Origin of the sequence: Streptomyces sp. NPDC007917, from assembly GCF_042959105.1 — a bacterium.
Classification (GTDB): Bacteria; Actinomycetota; Actinomycetes; order Streptomycetales; family Streptomycetaceae; genus Streptomyces.
In genome coordinates, this window is the sequence record NZ_JBIBKK010000022.1 from 120,466 (window position 1) to 137,322 (window position 16,857).

Genomic DNA, 16,857 nt, shown 5'->3' on the forward strand with positions numbered 1-16,857 from the left:
CCGACCACCTTACGGCCGCCGCCCCAAGCCGGCCTCGCCGCCGTTTTCCGGCTCCGTCCGCACCCCGCGCCCGCCCTGCTTCACTCCAATGGTCCACACCAATATTGATACGGTGCCGCGCCGGGAATCACTGGCCTGAAGCCATTCGCAGCGGCCATAGTTGTGCGACTGTCGCGCACCCGCGGCCCACCCGGACGACGACTGGGGGAACCCCGTATGACCAGATCCGGAGACGGATTCACACCTCGCCGCACCGTGCTCGCCGCCGCCCTCACCGTCACCGGGGCGACCGCGCTGGCCTCGTCAGCCGCGGCACCCGCCGCCGCGGCCGCCGAGGCGGCGCGCCCGGCGGCCCGGCCCGCCCGCAGAGCCGCCGCCCCCGCCATCGGCTACCACGGCTGGACCAGCCGAGCCGACTGGCGGGCCGGAGCGGGCGACGGTGTCCGCGTCGAGGACGGAGCCCGCCCCGGCGTGGTCATCTCCCGCCCCGCGGGCACCGCCGACTACACCGATCCGCACACCGGCACCACCGCCGCCTGGGAGTACGGCACCTGGACCTCCCCCAGGCAGACCCTGCCCCACCCGGCCACCGAGGCGATCGTCTCCTGGAACGCCCGCACCCCGGCCTCCACCTGGATCCAGGTCGAGCTGAAGGGCACCTACACCGACGGCACCGACACCCCCTGGTACGTGATGGGCCGCTGGACGTCCGGGGACGGCACCGACTCCATCCGGCGGACCTCGGTCGACGACCAGAGCGACGGCAAGAGCTCGGTGTGGACCGACACCTTCGCCGTCGACGACCCGGCGAGCGGGCTGCGGCTCGCCTCGTACCGGGTGCGGCTCACCCTCTACCGCAAGCCCGGCAGCGGTCTGACGCCCAAGGTCTGGCGCGTGGGCGCGATGGGCTCCGACGTCCCCGACCGCTTCGAGGTGCCCGCCTCCACCCCGGGCCTGGCCGGCGGCCGGGAGCTGCCCGTGCCGCGCTACTCGCAGGAGATCCACAAGGGCCAGTACCCGGAGTACGACAACGGCGGCGAGGCGTGGTGCAGCCCCACCTCGTCCCAGATGATCGTGGAGTACTGGGGCCGCAAGCCCACCGCCGAGGACCTGGCCTGGGTCAACCCCGACTACGCCGACCCGCAGGTCTGCCACGCCGCCCGGTACACCTTCGACTACCAGTACGAGGGCTGCGGCAACTGGCCGTTCAACGCCGCCTACGCCGCCACGTACCGCGATATGCAGGGCGTGGTCACCCGGCTCGGCTCGCTCAACGACGCCGAGAAGCTGATCGCCGCCGGCATCCCGGTGATCACCTCCCAGTCCTTCCTCAAGGAGGAGCTGACCGGGGCCGGTTACGGCACCGCGGGCCATCTGATGACCGTGATCGGCTTCACCGCCGACGGCGACGTCATCGCAGGCGACCCGGCGTCCGCCGACAACGCGGCGGTCCGCCACGTCTACAAGCGGCGCGAGTTCGAGAACATCTGGCTGCGCACCAAGCGCTACAACGCCCAGGGCAAGGTGGCCTCCGGCACCGGTGGCGTGTGCTACCTGTACTTCCCGGCCAAGCCGACCGCGAGCCAGCGCCGGACCCTGCTGGAGCTGGGCATCCGCTGAGCCCGCCGGCGGCGCCCGGCCCCGGCCCTCCGGGCCCCGGGCGCCGCCCTCCACTCCCGCCCTCCGCCCCTTCCCGACCTGCCCTGCCACCGCCCCGGCCATGATCCGAGGTGCGGGCGGCCTCCCGGCTGCCCATCCTGGACAGGGGGAGGTCGTCGCCCGCAGTGCGAGGAAGGGTGAATGTCCATGGCCACCCAGCCCGAGCCGCCCTTGTTCCGGCCTCCCCACGGGGCGCCCGCCCGATGACCGGCGAGGACCGGGCACCCGACGGCAGGCCGGCCGGGGACGAGACCCCCGGCGAGGCGGTCCCGTTCGAAACCCCTGACCTGTACGGGGCGTTCCCGCGGCTGAACGAGGAGCAGATCGGGCTCCTCTCCGCCCACGGGCGCCGCATCCCCGTCGAGCCCGGGCAGGTGCTGATCAACGAGGGCGAGCGGGCCACGGAGTTCATCGTGGTCCTCAGCGGCTCGGTGGCCGTGGTCGAGGACTTCGGCGGCCCCGGGGAGCGGGTCCTGCGGGTCCACGGCCCCGGGCGCTTCCTCGGCGAGGTGGGGCTGCTCAGCGGTCAGGCGGCCTTCGCCACCACCCGGGCCCGCGAGGCCGGGGAGATCCTGTCCGCCCCGGTCGACCGGATGCGCGTCCTGGTCGCCCGCGACCCCCTTCTCGGCGATCTCGTCCTGCGCGCCCACCTGGCCCGCCGCGCCCTGCTCGTCGGCGCCGGCGCGGGCTTTTGCATCATCGGCTCCCGCTACTCGCCGGACACCGGCAGGCTCCGCGAGTTCGCGGCGCGCAACCGGCTGCCGCACCGCTGGATCGACCTGGAGGCGGACCAGGAGACCGAGGCGGCGCTGCGGCGCTTCTCCGTCAGGCCCGAGGAGACGCCGATCGTCATCTGGCGGGCGCGGGAGCTGCTGCGCAACCCCAGCGACGCCGAGCTGGCCCGGCACATCGGGCTGGCCTCGCCGGCCGTCGAGCGGGACCGCTGCGATCTGCTGGTCATCGGCTCCGGCCCGGCCGGGCTCGCGGCCGCCGTCTACGGGGCCTCCGAGGGGCTGTCCACCGCCGTGCTGGACGCGATCGCCACCGGCGGCCAGGCCGGCACCTCGTCCCGGGTCGAGAACTACTTCGGCTTCCCGTCCGGGATCTCCGGCGCCGAACTCGCCGAGCTGGGCGTGTTCCAGGCGCACAAGTTCGGTGCGGCGGTCCGCGTCCCGGCGGAGGCCACCGCGCTCGTGCCGGAGGACGGCCAGTACCGCGTCGCCCTGGCCGACGGCGGCGAGGTGACCGGCCGCGGCGTCGTCCTGGCCACGGGCGCCCGGTACCGCCGCCTTGACGTGCCGGGGATCGAGCGCCTGGAGTCGACGAGCGTCCACTACGCGGCCACCGTGCACGAGGCACGGCAGTGCCGCGCCGACCCGGTCGCGGTGGTCGGCGGCGGCAACTCCTCCGGCCAGGCGGCGCTCTTCCTCGCGGACCATGTGCCGCGCGCGTATCTGCTGGTCCGGGGCGCCGACCTCAGGGCCAGGATGTCCCGGTACCTCATCGACCGGATCGAGCGCCACCCCCGGGTGAAGGTGCTGTGCAACACCGAGGCGCGCGAGGTGATCGGCGAGGACGTGCTGCGGGCCGTCGTGGTGGAGAACAACCTGTCCGGCGAGCGGCGCAAGCTCGACGTCCGCGCGCTGTTCTGCTTCATCGGGGCGGTGCCCCGCACCGCATGGCTGGCCGGTTCCCTCGCCCTGGACGACCGGGGCTTCGTGGTGACCGGCGCCCCGGCGCGGGCCCGTGCGGGGCCCGGCGTCTGGGAGGGCCACGGCCGCGGCTGTATGCCCCTGGAGACCAGCCTGCCGGGGGTCTTCGCGGCGGGCGACGTGCGCAGCGGCTCGGTCAAGCGGGTGGTCTCCGCCGTCGGCGAAGGGGCGATGGCGGTCCACCACGCCCATGAACACCTCAACCACCTCGCCACCTATGCTCCGCCCGGCCCGCCCCCCGAGCCGGACGGTGGACACAACACATCCGCGGATCAACGAGAGGACGGAGGTGATGGGCGATGAGCATGCCCGTCCGACGAACGCGAAACGAAGGCGCGATGGAACGTCAGCGCGGCTGGGCACGCAGCCCGATGGCCGAATTCGACGATCTGCTCAACCAGATGGGCGGTCTGCTCGAATCCGCGGTCGGCGGCGCGGTGCCGGGCGCCGGCCTGGCGGCCTGGACCCCGTTCGCCGATGTGTCCGAGACCGATGAGGCCTACCACGTACAGATCGAGCTCCCCGGCGTCGACCGACACGATGTCGATGTCGAGGTGAGCGGGCCGGAACTGGCCGTTTCCGGGGAGATCGGGGAACGGGAGCGCAAGGGCGTCCTGCGCCGCAGCACGCGCCGCACCGGCCGCTTCGAGTACCGGATGCGGCTGCCGAGCGAAGTGAACACCGAAGGCGTCAAGGCGAGCATGTCCGACGGCGTGTTGTCGATCGACGTCCCCAAGGCGGAGACCACCAAGCTCCGCCACATCGAAATCACCGAGGCGGGCGAGAGCGGGGGCCCGTGATGGTCGCGACAGGCTTTGCCTCGTTCGACACCATGGTCGACAAGGCCAACCGGCTTCTGAAAGAGATCGAAGAGGCCTACGGCTGGCCCAAGGAGCGCCGTAAGCAGTCGTACGCGGCCCTGCGCGCGGTGCTGCACCATCTGCGGGACCGGCTCCCGGTCGACGAGGCCGTGCAGTTCGGCGCCCAGCTCCCGACCTTGTTGCGGGGCGTCTACTACGACGGGTGGCGGCCCGCGCACACACCGGTGAAGATGAACAGCGAGGAATTCTTCAGACGGGTCCGCGCGGACTTCCCGTACGCGATCGAGGGTGACACCGAGCAATTGGTACGCACCGTTCTGCAAGCCCTCGAGCACCATGTCAGCGAAGGCGAGTGGAATGATCTGAAGGCGCGGTTGCCGTCGTCGCTGGCCTCCGTCATGCCTTAGCGCGTCCGGATCATTGCCCGGCTTCTCCCGGCTTTTCCGTTCCTGACGCCGAAAACGGCCAAGAAGTGGACTAGTGATTTCCACTTCACGCTCCACAACGGACGGCCGATCAGTAATCTCGGCTCAGCAGCGGGTTGCCCTGCCGCTATTCGTCATGCTCCACTTCCCCGAGGACGCGGACGACCCTGAGGGCGGCCCCGGAAGCCGGAAGAGGGCGAGGAAGTGCAGGACGTGTACTGGCGGCCGAAGGGCGACGACGGCACGGGCGAGGACGCGGCGGCTCATCACGGCCTCGCCGCGGCGGGGCCCGCGACATGACCTCCGGGCCGGGCGGCGGGCGGAGACCGAGAAACAGCACGGCGGAGAGCGCGGCGGCCGCGGACGCCCGGATCAGACGGTTCGCCGAGATCTGGAGCCGCGCGGTCCACCCGGTGGCGGCGACGACGCTGACCCGTGCCGAGTTCGAGGCGCTCCTGGCACCGCTGGCCCGCCGGCTGAGCGACGCCCTCGGCTCCCAGCCGTTCGACACCGCCCCGGCGTACGAGGTCGGGGCCGCGCTGGTGGACGCGCAGTGCACCGAACCCGAGGTGCTGCCGGCGGTCCTGGGCGCGATCGACAGCCATCTGGTGGAGCACTGCCCGCCCGGCGGCCGGACGGCCGGACCCATGGCGGAGGACGAGGCGCGGGCCCGCTGCACCCGGCTGCAGCACGCCCTCGCCGCCGGTTTCGTCCGCGAGCTGAGGAAGCGCGAGCGCGCCCAGCACGAGGCCGTCTCGCGCGCCGCCGAGGCCGCCCGCACCGCGGCCGAGAAGGCGCTGCACGCCAGCGAGGCCAAGTTCCAGGCGGTGTTCGAGGGCGCGGTCATCGGCGTCGGGATCTGCGGCCTCGACGGCGAGATCCTGGTCGTCAACGACGCCATGGCCCGGATGTTCGGCGGCATGGACTTCTTCCGCCCCGGCCGCAACGTCAACGAGTTCGTCCACCCCGACGACGCGCCCGGAGTCCACGAGATCTACCGCGAGCTGGTGACCGGCCGGCGCGACCACTTCCGCGTCGAGAAGCCCCACTACCGCGACGACGGCAGCGTGCTGTGGACCAATCTCACCGTCACCCTGCTCCGCGACTCCTCCGGCGCCCCGCAGTACCAGCTCACCCTCGCCGAGGACGTCACCGAACACCGGCTGCTGCGCGAGCGGCTGCGCTACGAGGCCACCCACGACGAGCTGACCGGGCTGCCCAACCGCACCCTGTTCCTGGAGCGCCTGGACAAGGTGCTGGCCGGCGAGGCCGACGCCGAGCGCTTCGGCGTGTGCTACCTGGATCTGGACGGCTTCAAATCGGTCAACGACAGCCTCGGGCACATCGCGGGCGACCGGCTGCTCAAGGCCGTCGCCGAGCGGCTGCGGGACTGCGCGGCCGCCCCCGGCGAACTGCTGGCGCGCGTGGGCGGCGACGAGTTCCTGGCCCTGGTCACCGGACCCACGGCCCAGCAGGACTCCACCGCGCTCGCCCGCCGGATGCTCGACGCCCTGGCGGAGCCCGTCCGCGTCGACGGCCGCGAGCTGCTGGTGCGCGCCAGCATCGGCGTCGTGGACGGCCTGGCCGGTGAGCTCGGCCGGGCCGAGGTGCTGCGCAGCGCGGACATCACGATGTACCGGGCCAAGGCGGCCGGAGGAAACCGCTACGAGCTCGCCGACGCCGACTCCAACGCCCGGGTCATCGCGCGCCACAGCCTGACCAACGGCCTGCCCGCCGCCCTGGAGCGGGGCGAGTTCTTCATCGAGTACCAGCCCCTGGTGCGGCTGGCCGACGGCACCGTGCGCGGCGCCGAGGCGCTCGTACGCTGGCTCCACCCCAAGCACGGCGTCCTCGGCCCCGACCAGTTCATCCCGCTCGCCGAGGACACCGGGCTCATCGTGCCCCTCGGCCGCTGGGTGCTGGAGCAGGCCGCCCGGCAGGCCCGCGACTGGCGGGACGCCGATGCCGGCGCCGGTGCCGGCGGACAGCTGCGGGTCAACGTCAACCTCTCGCCCTGCCAGCTGAGCCACCCCAGCCTGGTCTCCGACACCGTGGCCGTCCTGGAGGACGCGGGTCTTTGCCCGAGCGCGCTGTGCCTGGAGGTGACGGAGAACGACCTGATCGGCGTGGACGAGGACGCGCTGCGCCCGCTGCGCCAACTCGCCGACCTGGGCGTGGACATCGCCCTGGACGACTTCGGCACCGGCTACTCCAACCTCTCGTACCTGCGCCGGCTGCCGGTCTCCACGCTCAAGCTCGACCGCTCCTTCACCCGGGGCATGCAGCGGGCCCCCATCGACCCGGTCGACGTCAAGATCGTGGAGGGGATCGTCTCGCTCGCCCACACCCTCGACCTGACGGTGACGGTGGAGGGCGTGGAGACCGCGGTCCAGGCCGAGTGCCTGCGCGGCCTGGGCTGCGACACCGCCCAGGGCTGGTACTACGCCCGCCCCGGCCCGCCCGAGCGCCTGCACACCCTCGCCCTGGCCGACGCGAGCTGACGCGGGGCCCGCGCCCGAGGCGGGGGCCGACCCGGGCCCCCGCCGCGGGCCGCGCCCCGCGTCAGCCCGGCGGGTCGAGCAGCCGCGAGCGGATCAGGAAGCGGACGCCCTCCGGGGCCTCCAGGGAGAAGCCGCTGCCCCGGCCCGGCACCACATCGACCGTCAGATGCGTATGCCGCCACCGCTCGAACTGCTCGGCCGACATCCAGAACCCGACCGGCTCGGCGACGCCCTCCACCGTCAGCGACCCGAGCAGCACATCCGCCGCCCCGGTGCGGAACTCGCCCAGCGGATAGCACATCGGCGCGCTGCCGTCGCAGCAGCCGCCCGACTGATGGAACATCAGCGGGCCGTGCGCCTCGCTCAGCCGCCGGATCAGCTCCGCCGCGGCCGGGGTCAGCGCGACCCTCGCGACCCGGGAATCCGCGACACCCTCGGGCTCGGCCATCAGAACAGCCCGAGCTTCTTGGGGGAGTAGCTGACCAGCAGGTTCTTCGTCTGCTGATAGTGGTCCAGCATCATCTTGTGCGTCTCGCGGCCGATGCCGGACTGCTTGTAGCCGCCGAACGCGGCGTGCGCCGGGTAGGCGTGGTAGCAGTTGGTCCACACCCGGCCCGCCTGGATGGCGCGCCCGGCGCGGTACGCGGTCGTGCCGTCACGGGTCCACACGCCGGCGCCCAGCCCGTACAGCGTGTCGTTGGCGATCTTGATCGCGTCGTCGAAGTCGGCGAACGGGGCCACCGCCACCACCGGACCGAAGATCTCCTCCTGGAAGACGCGCATGTGGTTGGCGCCCTCGAACACCGTGGGCTCCACGTAGTAGCCGCCCGACAGCTCGCCGCCCAGCTCCGCGCGGGCTCCCCCGGTCAGCACCCGGGCGCCCTCCTGCCGGCCGATGTCCAGATAGGACAGGATCTTCTCCAGCTGGTCGTTGGAGGCCTGGGCGCCCAGCATGGTGTCGGTGTCCAGCGGATGGCCCTGGGTGATCTTCTCCGTACGGGCCACGGCCGCGGCCATGAAGTCCCGGTAGTGGCCCTGCTGCACCAGGGCGCGCGAGGGACAGGTGCACACCTCGCCCTGGTTGAGGGCGAACATGGTGAACCCTTCCAGGGCCTTGTCCAGGAAGTCGTCGTCGGCGGCCGAGACGTCGTCGAAGAAGAGGTTCGGGCTCTTGCCGCCGAGCTCCAGCGTCACCGGCTTCAGATGCTCGCTCGCGTACTGCATGATCAGCCGCCCGGTGGTGGTCTCGCCGGTGAAGGCGACCTTGGCCACGCGCGCGCTGGAGGCCAGTGGCTTCCCGGCCTCCACGCCGAAGCCGTTGACGACGTTGAGCACGCCCGGCGGCAGCAGATCGGCGACCAGGCTCAGCCACAGGTGGATGGAGGCCGGTGTCTGCTCGGCGGGCTTCAGCACCACCGCGTTGCCCGCGGCCAGCGCCGGGGCGAGCTTCCAGGTGGCCATCAGGATCGGGAAGTTCCACGGGATGATCTGGGCCACCACGCCCAGCGGCTCGTGGAAGTGGTAGGCGACGGTGTCCTCGTCGAGCTGCGAGAGGCTGCCCTCCTGCGCCCGGATCGCCCCCGCGAAGTAGCGGAAGTGGTCGATGGCCAGCGGGATGTCGGCGGCCAGCGTCTCGCGCACCGGCTTGCCGTTCTCCCAGCTCTCGGCGACCGCGAGCGCTTCGAGGTTTTCCTCCATGCGGTCGGCGATCTTCAGCAGCACCGAGGCGCGCTCGGCGGGCGAGGTGCGGCCCCAGGCGGGGGCCGCCGCGTGGGCGGCGTCCAGGGCCCGCTCGACGTCCTCGGCGGTGCCCCGGGCGATCTCGGTGAACGGCTGCCCGTTGACCGGGGTCGGGTTCTCGAAGTACCCGCCCTGCTTGGGCGGTACGTACTCACCGCCGATCCAGTGGTCGTAGCGCGGCTGATAGCTGACGACCGAGCCCTCGGACCCCGGGTCTGCGTAGCGCGGCATGGGCGGCCCTCCCAGTGTTCGTCGTATGCCACCGTCTTGGTCGGTGGTACGTCGCCGGCGAGGCTAGAGGCCGGTACGTTGCACGGACGTTGCGCGCCTCGCCGGCCCGTCGGCGCCGGCGCTGTACGGGCGGCCGTCGGCGGCCAGGCCGTACGCCGCGCGCAGCCGCCGCACCCGGGGCAGCAGCGACGCCCGGCCCGGGGCGTGCCGCGGAAGGGCCGCCAGCAGGGCCTCGCAGGCCTCCAGGTCCTCCTCGCCCCACGGCGTCCGGGCCCACCACCGCAGCAGCTCCAGATCGCCGCAGGCCAGCACGGAGCGACGGACGTCCTCCTCCAGCATCCGGCGCATCCGGCACACCCCCGGCGCCTCCGACAACGGCAGCAGCGGCCCTGCGTACGCGCGCGCCGCCGCATGCGCGTTCCCGGCCGCCAACTCCTCCGTCACGGCCGCCGCATCGGCCCGCACCGGCGTGCACAGCCGGTAGGGGCGCGAGCCCAGCAGCGGCCCCACCAGGCGGCGCAGCCGCGACAGCTCCGCGCGCAGGGTCACGGGGGAGAGCCGGTCCGCCTGCTCCCCGTACAGCTCCAGGGCCAGCCGGTCGCCGCTCAGGCCCTCCGGATGGGCGGCCAGCAGCACCATGATCTCGCTGTGCCGCGGCCCGAGCCGCAGCCGCCGTCCGTCCGTCAGCAGCAGCGCCTCGTCCCGCCCCAGCGCCACCAGGCGTGTCCGCGGGCCCGCCGCGCGCGGCGCCTCGGCCGCCAGCCGGCCCTCGGCGGCCCGCGCGGTCGCCTGGACCAGGGCCAGGCTGTGCGGGGCCGCCAGATGGTCGCCGCCGGTGATGTCCACCGCGCCCAGCAGCCGGCCGGTGTGCGGATCGTGGACCGGGGCGGCCGCGCACGTCCAGGGCTGTACCGCCCGGTGGTAGTGCTCGGCGGCGAAGATCTGCACCGCGTGGTCCACGGTGAGCGCCGTGCCCGGCGCGTTGGTGCCCGCGTGCCGCTCGTCCCAGCGCGCGCCCGCCACGAAGTTCATCCGCTCGGCCCGGTGCCGTACGCCCGCGTGCCCCTCCACCCACAGCATCCGGCCCTGCTCGTCGCAGACCGCCAGCAGATGCGCGCCGTCGTGGGCGATGGTCCCCAGCAACTCGCGGAACAGCGGCATCACCCGGGCCAGCGGGTGGTCCGCGCGGTACGCCTCCAACTCGGCGTCCGCCAGGTCGATCGGCGCCAGCCCCTCCTGGCCCACCCGCGCTCTGGCCGAACGCCGCCAGGAGTCCGCCACCACCGGGCGGACGGCCGCCGAGACCGCCCCCTCGGTCACAAACGCCTCATGGGCGCGGCGCACCGCGCGGACGCGCTCCGCCGGATCAGCGCCCGACGCCATCGCCAGCCAGGGGTTGCCCACAGGTCCTCACTCGAGGTCACGGACGGTCAGATCGCCGATGGGCGGCGCGGGCGAGCCGAGCCGCACCGGCCGCCCCGATTCCTCACACTCTCCCGCGCGCGGGCCGCCCCGCAAGAGCCGGGACGGCGCCGGTCCGCGCCCAAGATGCTCAACTTCCGCGCCCCTGGCGGCGCCAGGGGCGACCTGGATGCGACGATGTGCACGTCGTGACTCCGCTCCCCACCCGAAGGAGGGGGCTTCCAACTCGAAGGTTGCGGTCCAGCCCGAACCGTCCCCTTACGGGGCGTGGCGAGTCTATCACGGTCAGAAGCGATTTCCGCATGCTAGGGGACTGATGGGAGCGGGCCACGTGCTACGGGCGCTGCGAGCCGCGGTGTTCGCAGCGGTCTGTGTGCTGCTCGCGGCGCTCGGCCACGTCCTGATGTCGGGGGCCGCCGTCCCGTGGTGGGTGATCGGCGCCGCCGTGCCGGTCACCGGCGGCGCGGCCTGGTGCCTGACGGGGCGCGAGCGCGGGCCGCTGGCGGTGGTCGCCGCGACCGTGGGCGCGCAGACCGCGCTCCACGTCGCGTTCATGCTCGCGCAGGGCGCCATGGCCGGTGCCGGTGCGGGGGCAGCCGCGCCGATGCGCATGCCCATGCCGTCCGGGCACGCCCACCACATGGCCCACGCCCACGACGCCATGGCCTCGGCGCCACTGCCCGGGGGCCAGGGTTACGGCGCGCTCGGCATGTGGTCCGCGCACCTGCTGGCCGCCCTGCTGTGCGGGATGTGGCTCTCCGGCGGCGAACAGGCCGCGTTCCGGCTGGTGCGGACCCTGGCCGTCGGCCTCTTCGCGCCCCTGCTGTCCCTGCTGTACGGCGCCCCGCGCGTGCCCGCGCGGCCCCGCGTCCAGGCCGGGCGCCCCGGCGGCCCTCAGCGGCTTCGGCTGCTGCTGCTCGCCCATGTCATCGCCACCCGTGGTCCGCCGCCCGGGGCCGCCGTCCGGTGACGGACGGCGGCCCTCCAGGCCCACCACGTCACCGGGCGGCCCGCCGGGCCGCCCGGACTCCAGGAAGGACCGCAGGCGATGACCCCTGCCCGTACCCCGGCCCCCGTGCCGGTACCCCGGCTCTCACGGTCACGGCCCGTCGAGAGCGGCCGCGAGCTCCCGCAGCCGCCGCGCCCGCTCGCCCCAGCGGCGGCACTCCGCGCACTCCAGCAGATGGGCGTCGAGCGCCGCGTCCGGGACCTCCGGCGGCGGCGCCTCACCGTCGACACGGGCCGACACGGCGACCCGGAACTGAGCACAGCACACCCCCTCATGGTCCCCGATGCCGCGGAGGGCCGCGATGCCTGACCGCGACGACGAGACCCTGACCTCCTGGGCGCTGGCCGCCCGCGGCGGCGACCCCGAGGCCGTGGACCGCTTCGTACGCGCCACCCGGCGCGATGTGTGGCGGTACGTCCACCGGCTCAGCGACGACCCGCACTCGGCCGACGACCTCGTCCAGGAGACCTATCTGCGGGCGCTGCGCGGACTGCCCCGCTTCGAGGGCAGATCCTCGGCACGCACCTGGCTGCTGTCGATCGCCCGCCGGGCGGTCGTGGACCGGCTGCGCCGCAACGCGGCAAGGCCGCGGGCCGCCGACACCGACGACTGGCAGGCGGCGGCCGAGCGGGCCCAGCGCCGGACGGCGCCGGAGACCGGCTTCGACGAGGCGGTGGCCCTGACCCAGCTGCTCGCCCTGTTGCCGCACGACCGGCGCGAGGTCTTCGTCCTCACCCAGCTGCTCGGGCTGCCCTACGCCGAGGCCGCGCTCGTCGTCGGCTGTCCGGTGGGCACGGTCCGCTCCCGGGTCGCCCGCGCCCGCGAGGCGCTGATCGAGCAGCTGGCGACGGCGGAGCGGGCCGCTTCCGGTGCGGCTGAGCCGGGTGGTGCGGCTGAGCCGGCCCGGCCGCCCCGCGCGGCCTGTTCGGACCGCGAGGCCCGCGCGGCCCGCGAGGCCCGGTCCGGCCGGCCCGCCCGCCCCGCCGTACCCGAGCCGGTGGGCTCCCGCTAGCCGGGCCGGTCGGGGACGTGCTCCAGGACGATCACCGCCGCGTCGTCCTGGAGCCGCCCCTTCGTATGGGTGTCCAGATCCTTTCTCAGCCGCCGCAGCAGCTCGGGGGTCGGCAGCGGGGCCCAGCCGCTCAGGCGGTCGGCCAGCGGGTAGAACTCCCCGGTGGGACAGCGCGCCTCGGTCACCCCGTCCGTGCAGGCGAGCACCCGGGTGCCCGGCTGCACGGGGACCCGCTGGACGGGGCGCGGGGCGCCCGTCAGATCGCCGAGGCCGAGCGGCAGACCGGGCTCGGCCGAGTCCAGCTCGCTGACCGTGCCGTCGGCGTGGAGCAGATACGGCTGGACGTGGCCGCAGTCGATCAGCACGAGGTGCGCCGTGCCCATGGGATCGGCAGCGTCGGCAGGGGTGCCGGGCCGGGCGTCCGCCGGGGGCCGAGCCGGGGGCGCCGCCGGGGATTCGGCGGGGGATTCGACGGGGGATTCGGCCGCGGGGGCGGGACCGTCCCACTCCACCCCGAACACCAGGGCCGTCACAAACCGCTCCTCCTCGCTCCCGTTCCGCTCCCGCGCGTGCGAGGCGTTGTAGCGGCGCAGCCCCACCTCCATGGCGTCCACCCCGCCGCTCAGGCTCCGCAGGTGGTACGCGGCCTCCCGGAACGCGGTCAGCACCGCCGCCCCCGCCCCGAGGGTGCGCAGCCCCTTGCCCTGCACATCGCCGATCAGCACCCGGGGCCCGTACGGAGTGTCGACGACCTCGTAGATGTCGCCGCCCACCAGCGCGCCCTGCTGCGAGGAGACATAGAAGCCGTCCACGACCACGTCACCGCTGCGCAGCGGCAGCTCGCGCAGCAGGGCGCGCTGGGCCGCCTCCCCGGTGGCGCGGACCTGGGTCAGCAGCTCCTCGCGGTCCCGCAGCAGCCGGGCGACGGCGATGCTGGCCCCGACCATGAGGGTGTTGCCGAGGACGGAGGCGACGCGGTTGAGGGGGACCAGGCTGTCGGGGATGACGCCGTGGGTGACGGCCATGACGACGAGGTCGAGCAGGCCGAGCACCAGCGTCTGGCGGTAGGTGCAGACGGCCGCGGCGACGAGCGGGGCCAGCGCGGCGAAGACGTCCAGGCGGAACGAGCGGGGGGTGATGGAGTCGACGACGACGATCAGCGCCAGATAGACGAGCAGCACGGCGAAGACACGCTTGGTGTACGCGCGCGTGCGCTCCCTCCAGGGCACCGGAACCTCCGCCTCCAGATCGGGACGGACTCAAGGCTCGCACGGCGTCCCGCACTGTAGCCAGCGGCGAGTGAGCCGAAGGGGCTGTAGCGCCCCGGCGGGGGCACCTCCCAGCGGTAGCTGGGGGAGAACCGAGCCGAAAAAGGGGGGGTGGGGGGCCGGATACCCGGCCCCCCACCCCGCGCTCCTGATCGGGAGCGGTCAGCTGATGGGGGTCAGCTGATGGGGGTCAGTTGATGGACTTGATCAGCTCGCCGTTCGAGGTGTCGCCGCTGAGCTCCCAGAAGAAGGTGCCGCCCAGGCCCTGCTGCTGCTTGTAGCTCATCTTCCCGGCGATGGTGGACGGCGTGTCGTAGCTCCACCACTGGCTGCCGCACTTCGCGTACGCGGTCCCCGCGACGGTGCCGGTGGCCGGGCAGGAGTTCTTGAGCACCTTGTAGTCCTCGATGCCCGCCTCGTACGTGCCGGGGGCCGGGCCGGTGGCCGTCCCGCCGGGTGCGGCCTGGCTGACGCCGGTCCAGCCGCGTCCGTAGAAGCCGATGCCCAGCAGCAGCTTCGAGGCCGGGACGCCGAGGCCCTTGAGCTTGGTGATGGCGGCGTCGGTGTTGAAGCCCTGCTGCGGGATGCCGTTGTAGGAGGTGAGGGGGGAGTGCGGGGCGGTCGGGCCCTGGGCCGCCCAGGCCCCGAAGAAGTCGTAGGTCATCGGGTTGTACCAGTCCACGTACTGCGCGGCGCCGGCGTAGTTGGCGGCGTCTATCTTGCCGCCGGAGGAGGCGTCCGCGGTGATGGCGGCCGTCACCAGGTTGCCGCTGCCGAACTTGGCGCGCAGGGCGGCCATCACGTTCTTGAAGGCGTCCCTGCCACTGGAGTCACAGGTGTTGCCGCAGGCGTTGGGGTACTCCCAGTCGATGTCGATCCCGTCGAAGACATCGGCCCAGCGCGGGTCCTCGACCAGGTTGTAGCAGGACTGGGCGAACGCGGCGGGGTTCTTGGCGGCCTCGCCGAACCCGGAGGACCAGGTCCAGCCGCCGAAGGACCAGATCACCTTCAGGTTCGGGTGCAGCTTCTTGAGCTTGCGCAGCTGGTTGAAGTTGCCGCGGAGCGCGCCCGCGTCCCAGGTGTCGGCGACGCCGTCGACGCTGCTCGCCGCGTCGTACGCCTTGTCGTAGTCGGCGTACGCGTCGCCGATGGCGCATTTGCCGCCGGTGACATTGCCGAAGGCGTAGTTGATGTGGGTGAGCTTGGCGGCGGACCCGGAGGTCTCGATGTTCTTGACGTGGTAGTTGCGCTGGTAGATGCCCCATTCGGTGAAGTAACCGACCACCTTGCTGCCCGCGGCGGCCTCCTTCGCGCCCGCGGTGGCCTTTGCCGCGGTCTTGGCGGCCTGCGCGGCCTTTGTGTGGGGTTCGCCGGCGGCGGCCGGGCCGGCGAGCGTCGTGGCGGCCAGGACCGCCGTACACAGCGCCGCGAGGGCGCCGAGCAGTCCGCGAGGTCCGCGAGGTCTGCGCATGGGTTCTCCTCCGTGGGGGTGAGGGGAAGTGGTGCTCACTGACGACCTGCCCATGACTTGACATGAACGCGTAGGGCACGGTGGGAGCACCGTAGAAGGACTAGACCAGTGAGGTCAATGGTTTGGACCAATGTGCTCACCGTCGAGGAACTTGGTTGAAGATCCACCGACCGGTGACGCAGGGCCCCGGATCGGGCATACTCCAACCGCCACGGTGCAGGTCACGCCCCCATTCGAGACCCGATGGGAGCGTCTGCGACCGCCCGGCAGCACACCCGGCGGCCGCCGCCGCACCCCCGGCGCCGTGCCGCCGCCGCGCCCGACAGGGAGAGGAGAGCGCCGTCATGACCGACCACCGACCGCAGCCGGTGGAGCGTGAGCTGCCCACCGAGGAGGCCCACGACCTGATCGCACTCGTCCGGGAGCTGATCGAGCGGGAGATCAGGCCGCGCGCCGCCGAAGAGGAGGCCGCCGGGCACTTCCCGCGCGATCTGTTCGCCCTGTTGTCGCAGTCCGGGCTGCTGGGTCTTGTGTACCCCGAGGAGTTCGGCGGCGGTGAGCAGCCGTACGAGGTCTATCTGCAGGTCCTGGAGGAGCTGGCCGCGGCCCGGCTCACCGTCGGCCTCGGCGTCAGCGTGCACACCCTCGCCTGCCACGCCCTCGCCCACTACGGCAGCAAGGAGCAGATCGCCGAGCACCTTCCCGCGATGCTGGGCGGCGGGCTGCTGGGCGCGTACTGCCTGTCCGAGCCCTCCTCCGGCTCCGACGCGGCCGGGCTCACCACCCGCGCCGACCGCGAGGGCGACGGCTGGACCCTGGCCGGCACCAAGGCCTGGATCACCCACGGCGGTATCGCCGACTTCTACACCGTGATGGCGCGCACCGGGCCCGACCGGACCCGCGGCATCACCGCGTTCCTGGTCCCCGACGACACCCCCGGGCTCAGTGCCGCCGCGCCCGAGCGCAAGATGGGCATGAAGGGCTCGCCCACCGCGCAGATCCACCTCGACGGCGTCCGGGTGCCCGACGCCCGCCGCGTGGGCGAGGAGGGCCAGGGCTTCGCCATAGCCCTCTCGGCCCTCGACGCGGGCCGCCTCGGCATCGCCGCGTGCGCGATCGGTCTCGCCCAGGCGGCGCTGGACGAGGCGCTTGCCTACACCACGCAGCGGCGGCAGTTCGGCCACCCCGTGGCCGACTTCCAGGGGCTGCGCTTCATGCTGGCCGACATGGCCACTCAGATCGAGGCCGGACGTGCCCTCTACCTCGCGGCCGCACGGCTGCGCGACGCGGGCAGGCCGTTCTCCAGGCAGGCGGCGATGGCCAAGCTGTTCTGCACCGACACCGCCATGAAGGTCACCACGGACGCCGTCCAGATGCTGGGCGGCTACGGCTACACCGCGGACTTCCCGGTCGAACGCTATATGCGGGAGGCCAAGGTGCTGCAGATCGTGGAGGGCACCAACCAGATCCAGCGCGTCGTGATCGCCCGCCATCTCGCGGGTCCGGAGAGTCGCTGAGGTGGTGCCGGTGACGGCGCGGAGGACGTACTGAAGCTCACGCCGGTGGGGGCGCGGCGCGCCGGGCCC

General features: G+C 73.3%; 13 protein-coding genes and 1 pseudogene. 8 read left to right on the plus strand and 6 right to left on the minus strand.

From position 1 onward, the window contains the following. The first annotated feature begins 216 nt into the window (after positions 1-216). The 5 genes from ACFZDL_RS33990 to ACFZDL_RS34010 all read left to right on the plus strand — a co-directional run bounded on the left by ACFZDL_RS33990 (position 217) and on the right by ACFZDL_RS34010 (position 7,118). Positions 217-1,620: a peptidase C39 family protein gene (locus ACFZDL_RS33990; RefSeq protein WP_353591445.1), complete on the plus strand. Its 1,404-nt coding sequence runs from the start codon at positions 217-219 to the stop codon at positions 1,618-1,620. A gap of 242 nt (positions 1,621-1,862) precedes the next feature. Then, complete coding sequence (locus tag ACFZDL_RS33995) at positions 1,863-3,674, plus strand: FAD-dependent oxidoreductase (RefSeq protein WP_353591444.1); 1,812 nt, start codon at positions 1,863-1,865, stop codon at positions 3,672-3,674. 35 nt (positions 3,675-3,709) lie between these two features. Then, positions 3,710-4,171, plus strand: coding sequence for an Hsp20/alpha crystallin family protein (locus tag ACFZDL_RS34000; protein ID WP_353591443.1), 462 nt, complete (start codon positions 3,710-3,712; stop codon positions 4,169-4,171). After that, on the plus strand, positions 4,171-4,599 hold the full coding sequence (locus ACFZDL_RS34005) for a DUF2267 domain-containing protein (RefSeq protein ID WP_353591442.1): 429 nt from the start codon (positions 4,171-4,173) through the stop codon (positions 4,597-4,599). The genes ACFZDL_RS34000 and ACFZDL_RS34005 overlap by 1 nt, the downstream gene beginning before the upstream one ends. 314 nt (positions 4,600-4,913) lie before the next feature. Further along, positions 4,914-7,118: an EAL domain-containing protein gene (locus ACFZDL_RS34010; protein ID WP_353591441.1), complete on the plus strand. Its 2,205-nt coding sequence runs from the start codon at positions 4,914-4,916 to the stop codon at positions 7,116-7,118. A gap of 61 nt (positions 7,119-7,179) precedes the next feature. Here the strand turns inward: ACFZDL_RS34010 and ACFZDL_RS34015 are convergent, their stop codons facing one another. The 3 genes from ACFZDL_RS34015 to ACFZDL_RS34025 form a co-directional block, all read right to left on the minus strand. Further along, positions 7,180-7,566 carry a DUF779 domain-containing protein gene (locus tag ACFZDL_RS34015; protein ID WP_353591440.1) on the minus strand — a complete coding sequence of 129 codons (387 nt, stop codon included), beginning with the start codon at positions 7,564-7,566 and terminating at the stop codon, positions 7,180-7,182. Then, positions 7,566-9,089, minus strand: a complete 1,524-nt coding sequence (locus ACFZDL_RS34020) for an aldehyde dehydrogenase family protein (RefSeq protein WP_353591439.1) — start codon at positions 9,087-9,089, stop codon at positions 7,566-7,568. The genes ACFZDL_RS34015 and ACFZDL_RS34020 overlap by 1 nt, the downstream gene beginning before the upstream one ends. A 63-nt stretch (positions 9,090-9,152) precedes the next feature. Beyond that, positions 9,153-10,493: a GAF domain-containing protein gene (locus ACFZDL_RS34025; RefSeq protein ID WP_353591438.1), complete on the minus strand. Its 1,341-nt coding sequence runs from the start codon at positions 10,491-10,493 to the stop codon at positions 9,153-9,155. A 334-nt stretch (positions 10,494-10,827) separates the two neighbouring features. On the opposite strand from ACFZDL_RS34025, the gene ACFZDL_RS34030 reads away from it, so the two are divergent. Next, a complete protein-coding gene (locus ACFZDL_RS34030; RefSeq protein ID WP_353591437.1) occupies positions 10,828-11,481 on the plus strand; it encodes a hypothetical protein in 654 nt (217 codons plus the stop codon). A 129-nt stretch (positions 11,482-11,610) separates the two neighbouring features. On the opposite strand, the gene ACFZDL_RS34035 is transcribed toward ACFZDL_RS34030, so the two are convergent. Beyond that, positions 11,611-11,787 (minus strand): zf-HC2 domain-containing protein, encoded by a 177-nt coding sequence (locus tag ACFZDL_RS34035; protein WP_353591436.1) that lies wholly within the window; start codon positions 11,785-11,787, stop codon positions 11,611-11,613. A gap of 16 nt (positions 11,788-11,803) precedes the next feature. Between ACFZDL_RS34035 and ACFZDL_RS34040 the strand changes: the two are divergent. Continuing rightward, positions 11,804-12,394: pseudogene (locus ACFZDL_RS34040) on the plus strand (sigma-70 family RNA polymerase sigma factor); the annotation flags it as partial. Positions 12,395-12,528: 134 nt separating this feature from the next. On the opposite strand, the gene ACFZDL_RS34045 reads toward ACFZDL_RS34040, so the two are convergent. Both ACFZDL_RS34045 and ACFZDL_RS34050 read right to left on the minus strand, forming a co-directional pair. Further along, entirely contained in the window at positions 12,529-13,761 is a 1,233-nt protein-coding gene (locus ACFZDL_RS34045; protein WP_353591434.1) for a PP2C family protein-serine/threonine phosphatase, read from the minus strand. A gap of 229 nt (positions 13,762-13,990) precedes the next feature. Beyond that, on the minus strand, positions 13,991-15,271 hold the full coding sequence (locus ACFZDL_RS34050; RefSeq protein ID WP_353591433.1) for a glycoside hydrolase family 18 protein: 1,281 nt from the start codon (positions 15,269-15,271) through the stop codon (positions 13,991-13,993). A 344-nt stretch (positions 15,272-15,615) separates the two neighbouring features. On the opposite strand from ACFZDL_RS34050, the gene ACFZDL_RS34055 reads away from it, so the two are divergent. Next, a complete protein-coding gene (locus ACFZDL_RS34055; RefSeq protein WP_353591432.1) occupies positions 15,616-16,788 on the plus strand; it encodes an acyl-CoA dehydrogenase family protein in 1,173 nt (390 codons plus the stop codon). The last annotated feature ends 69 nt before the right edge of the window (positions 16,789-16,857 follow it).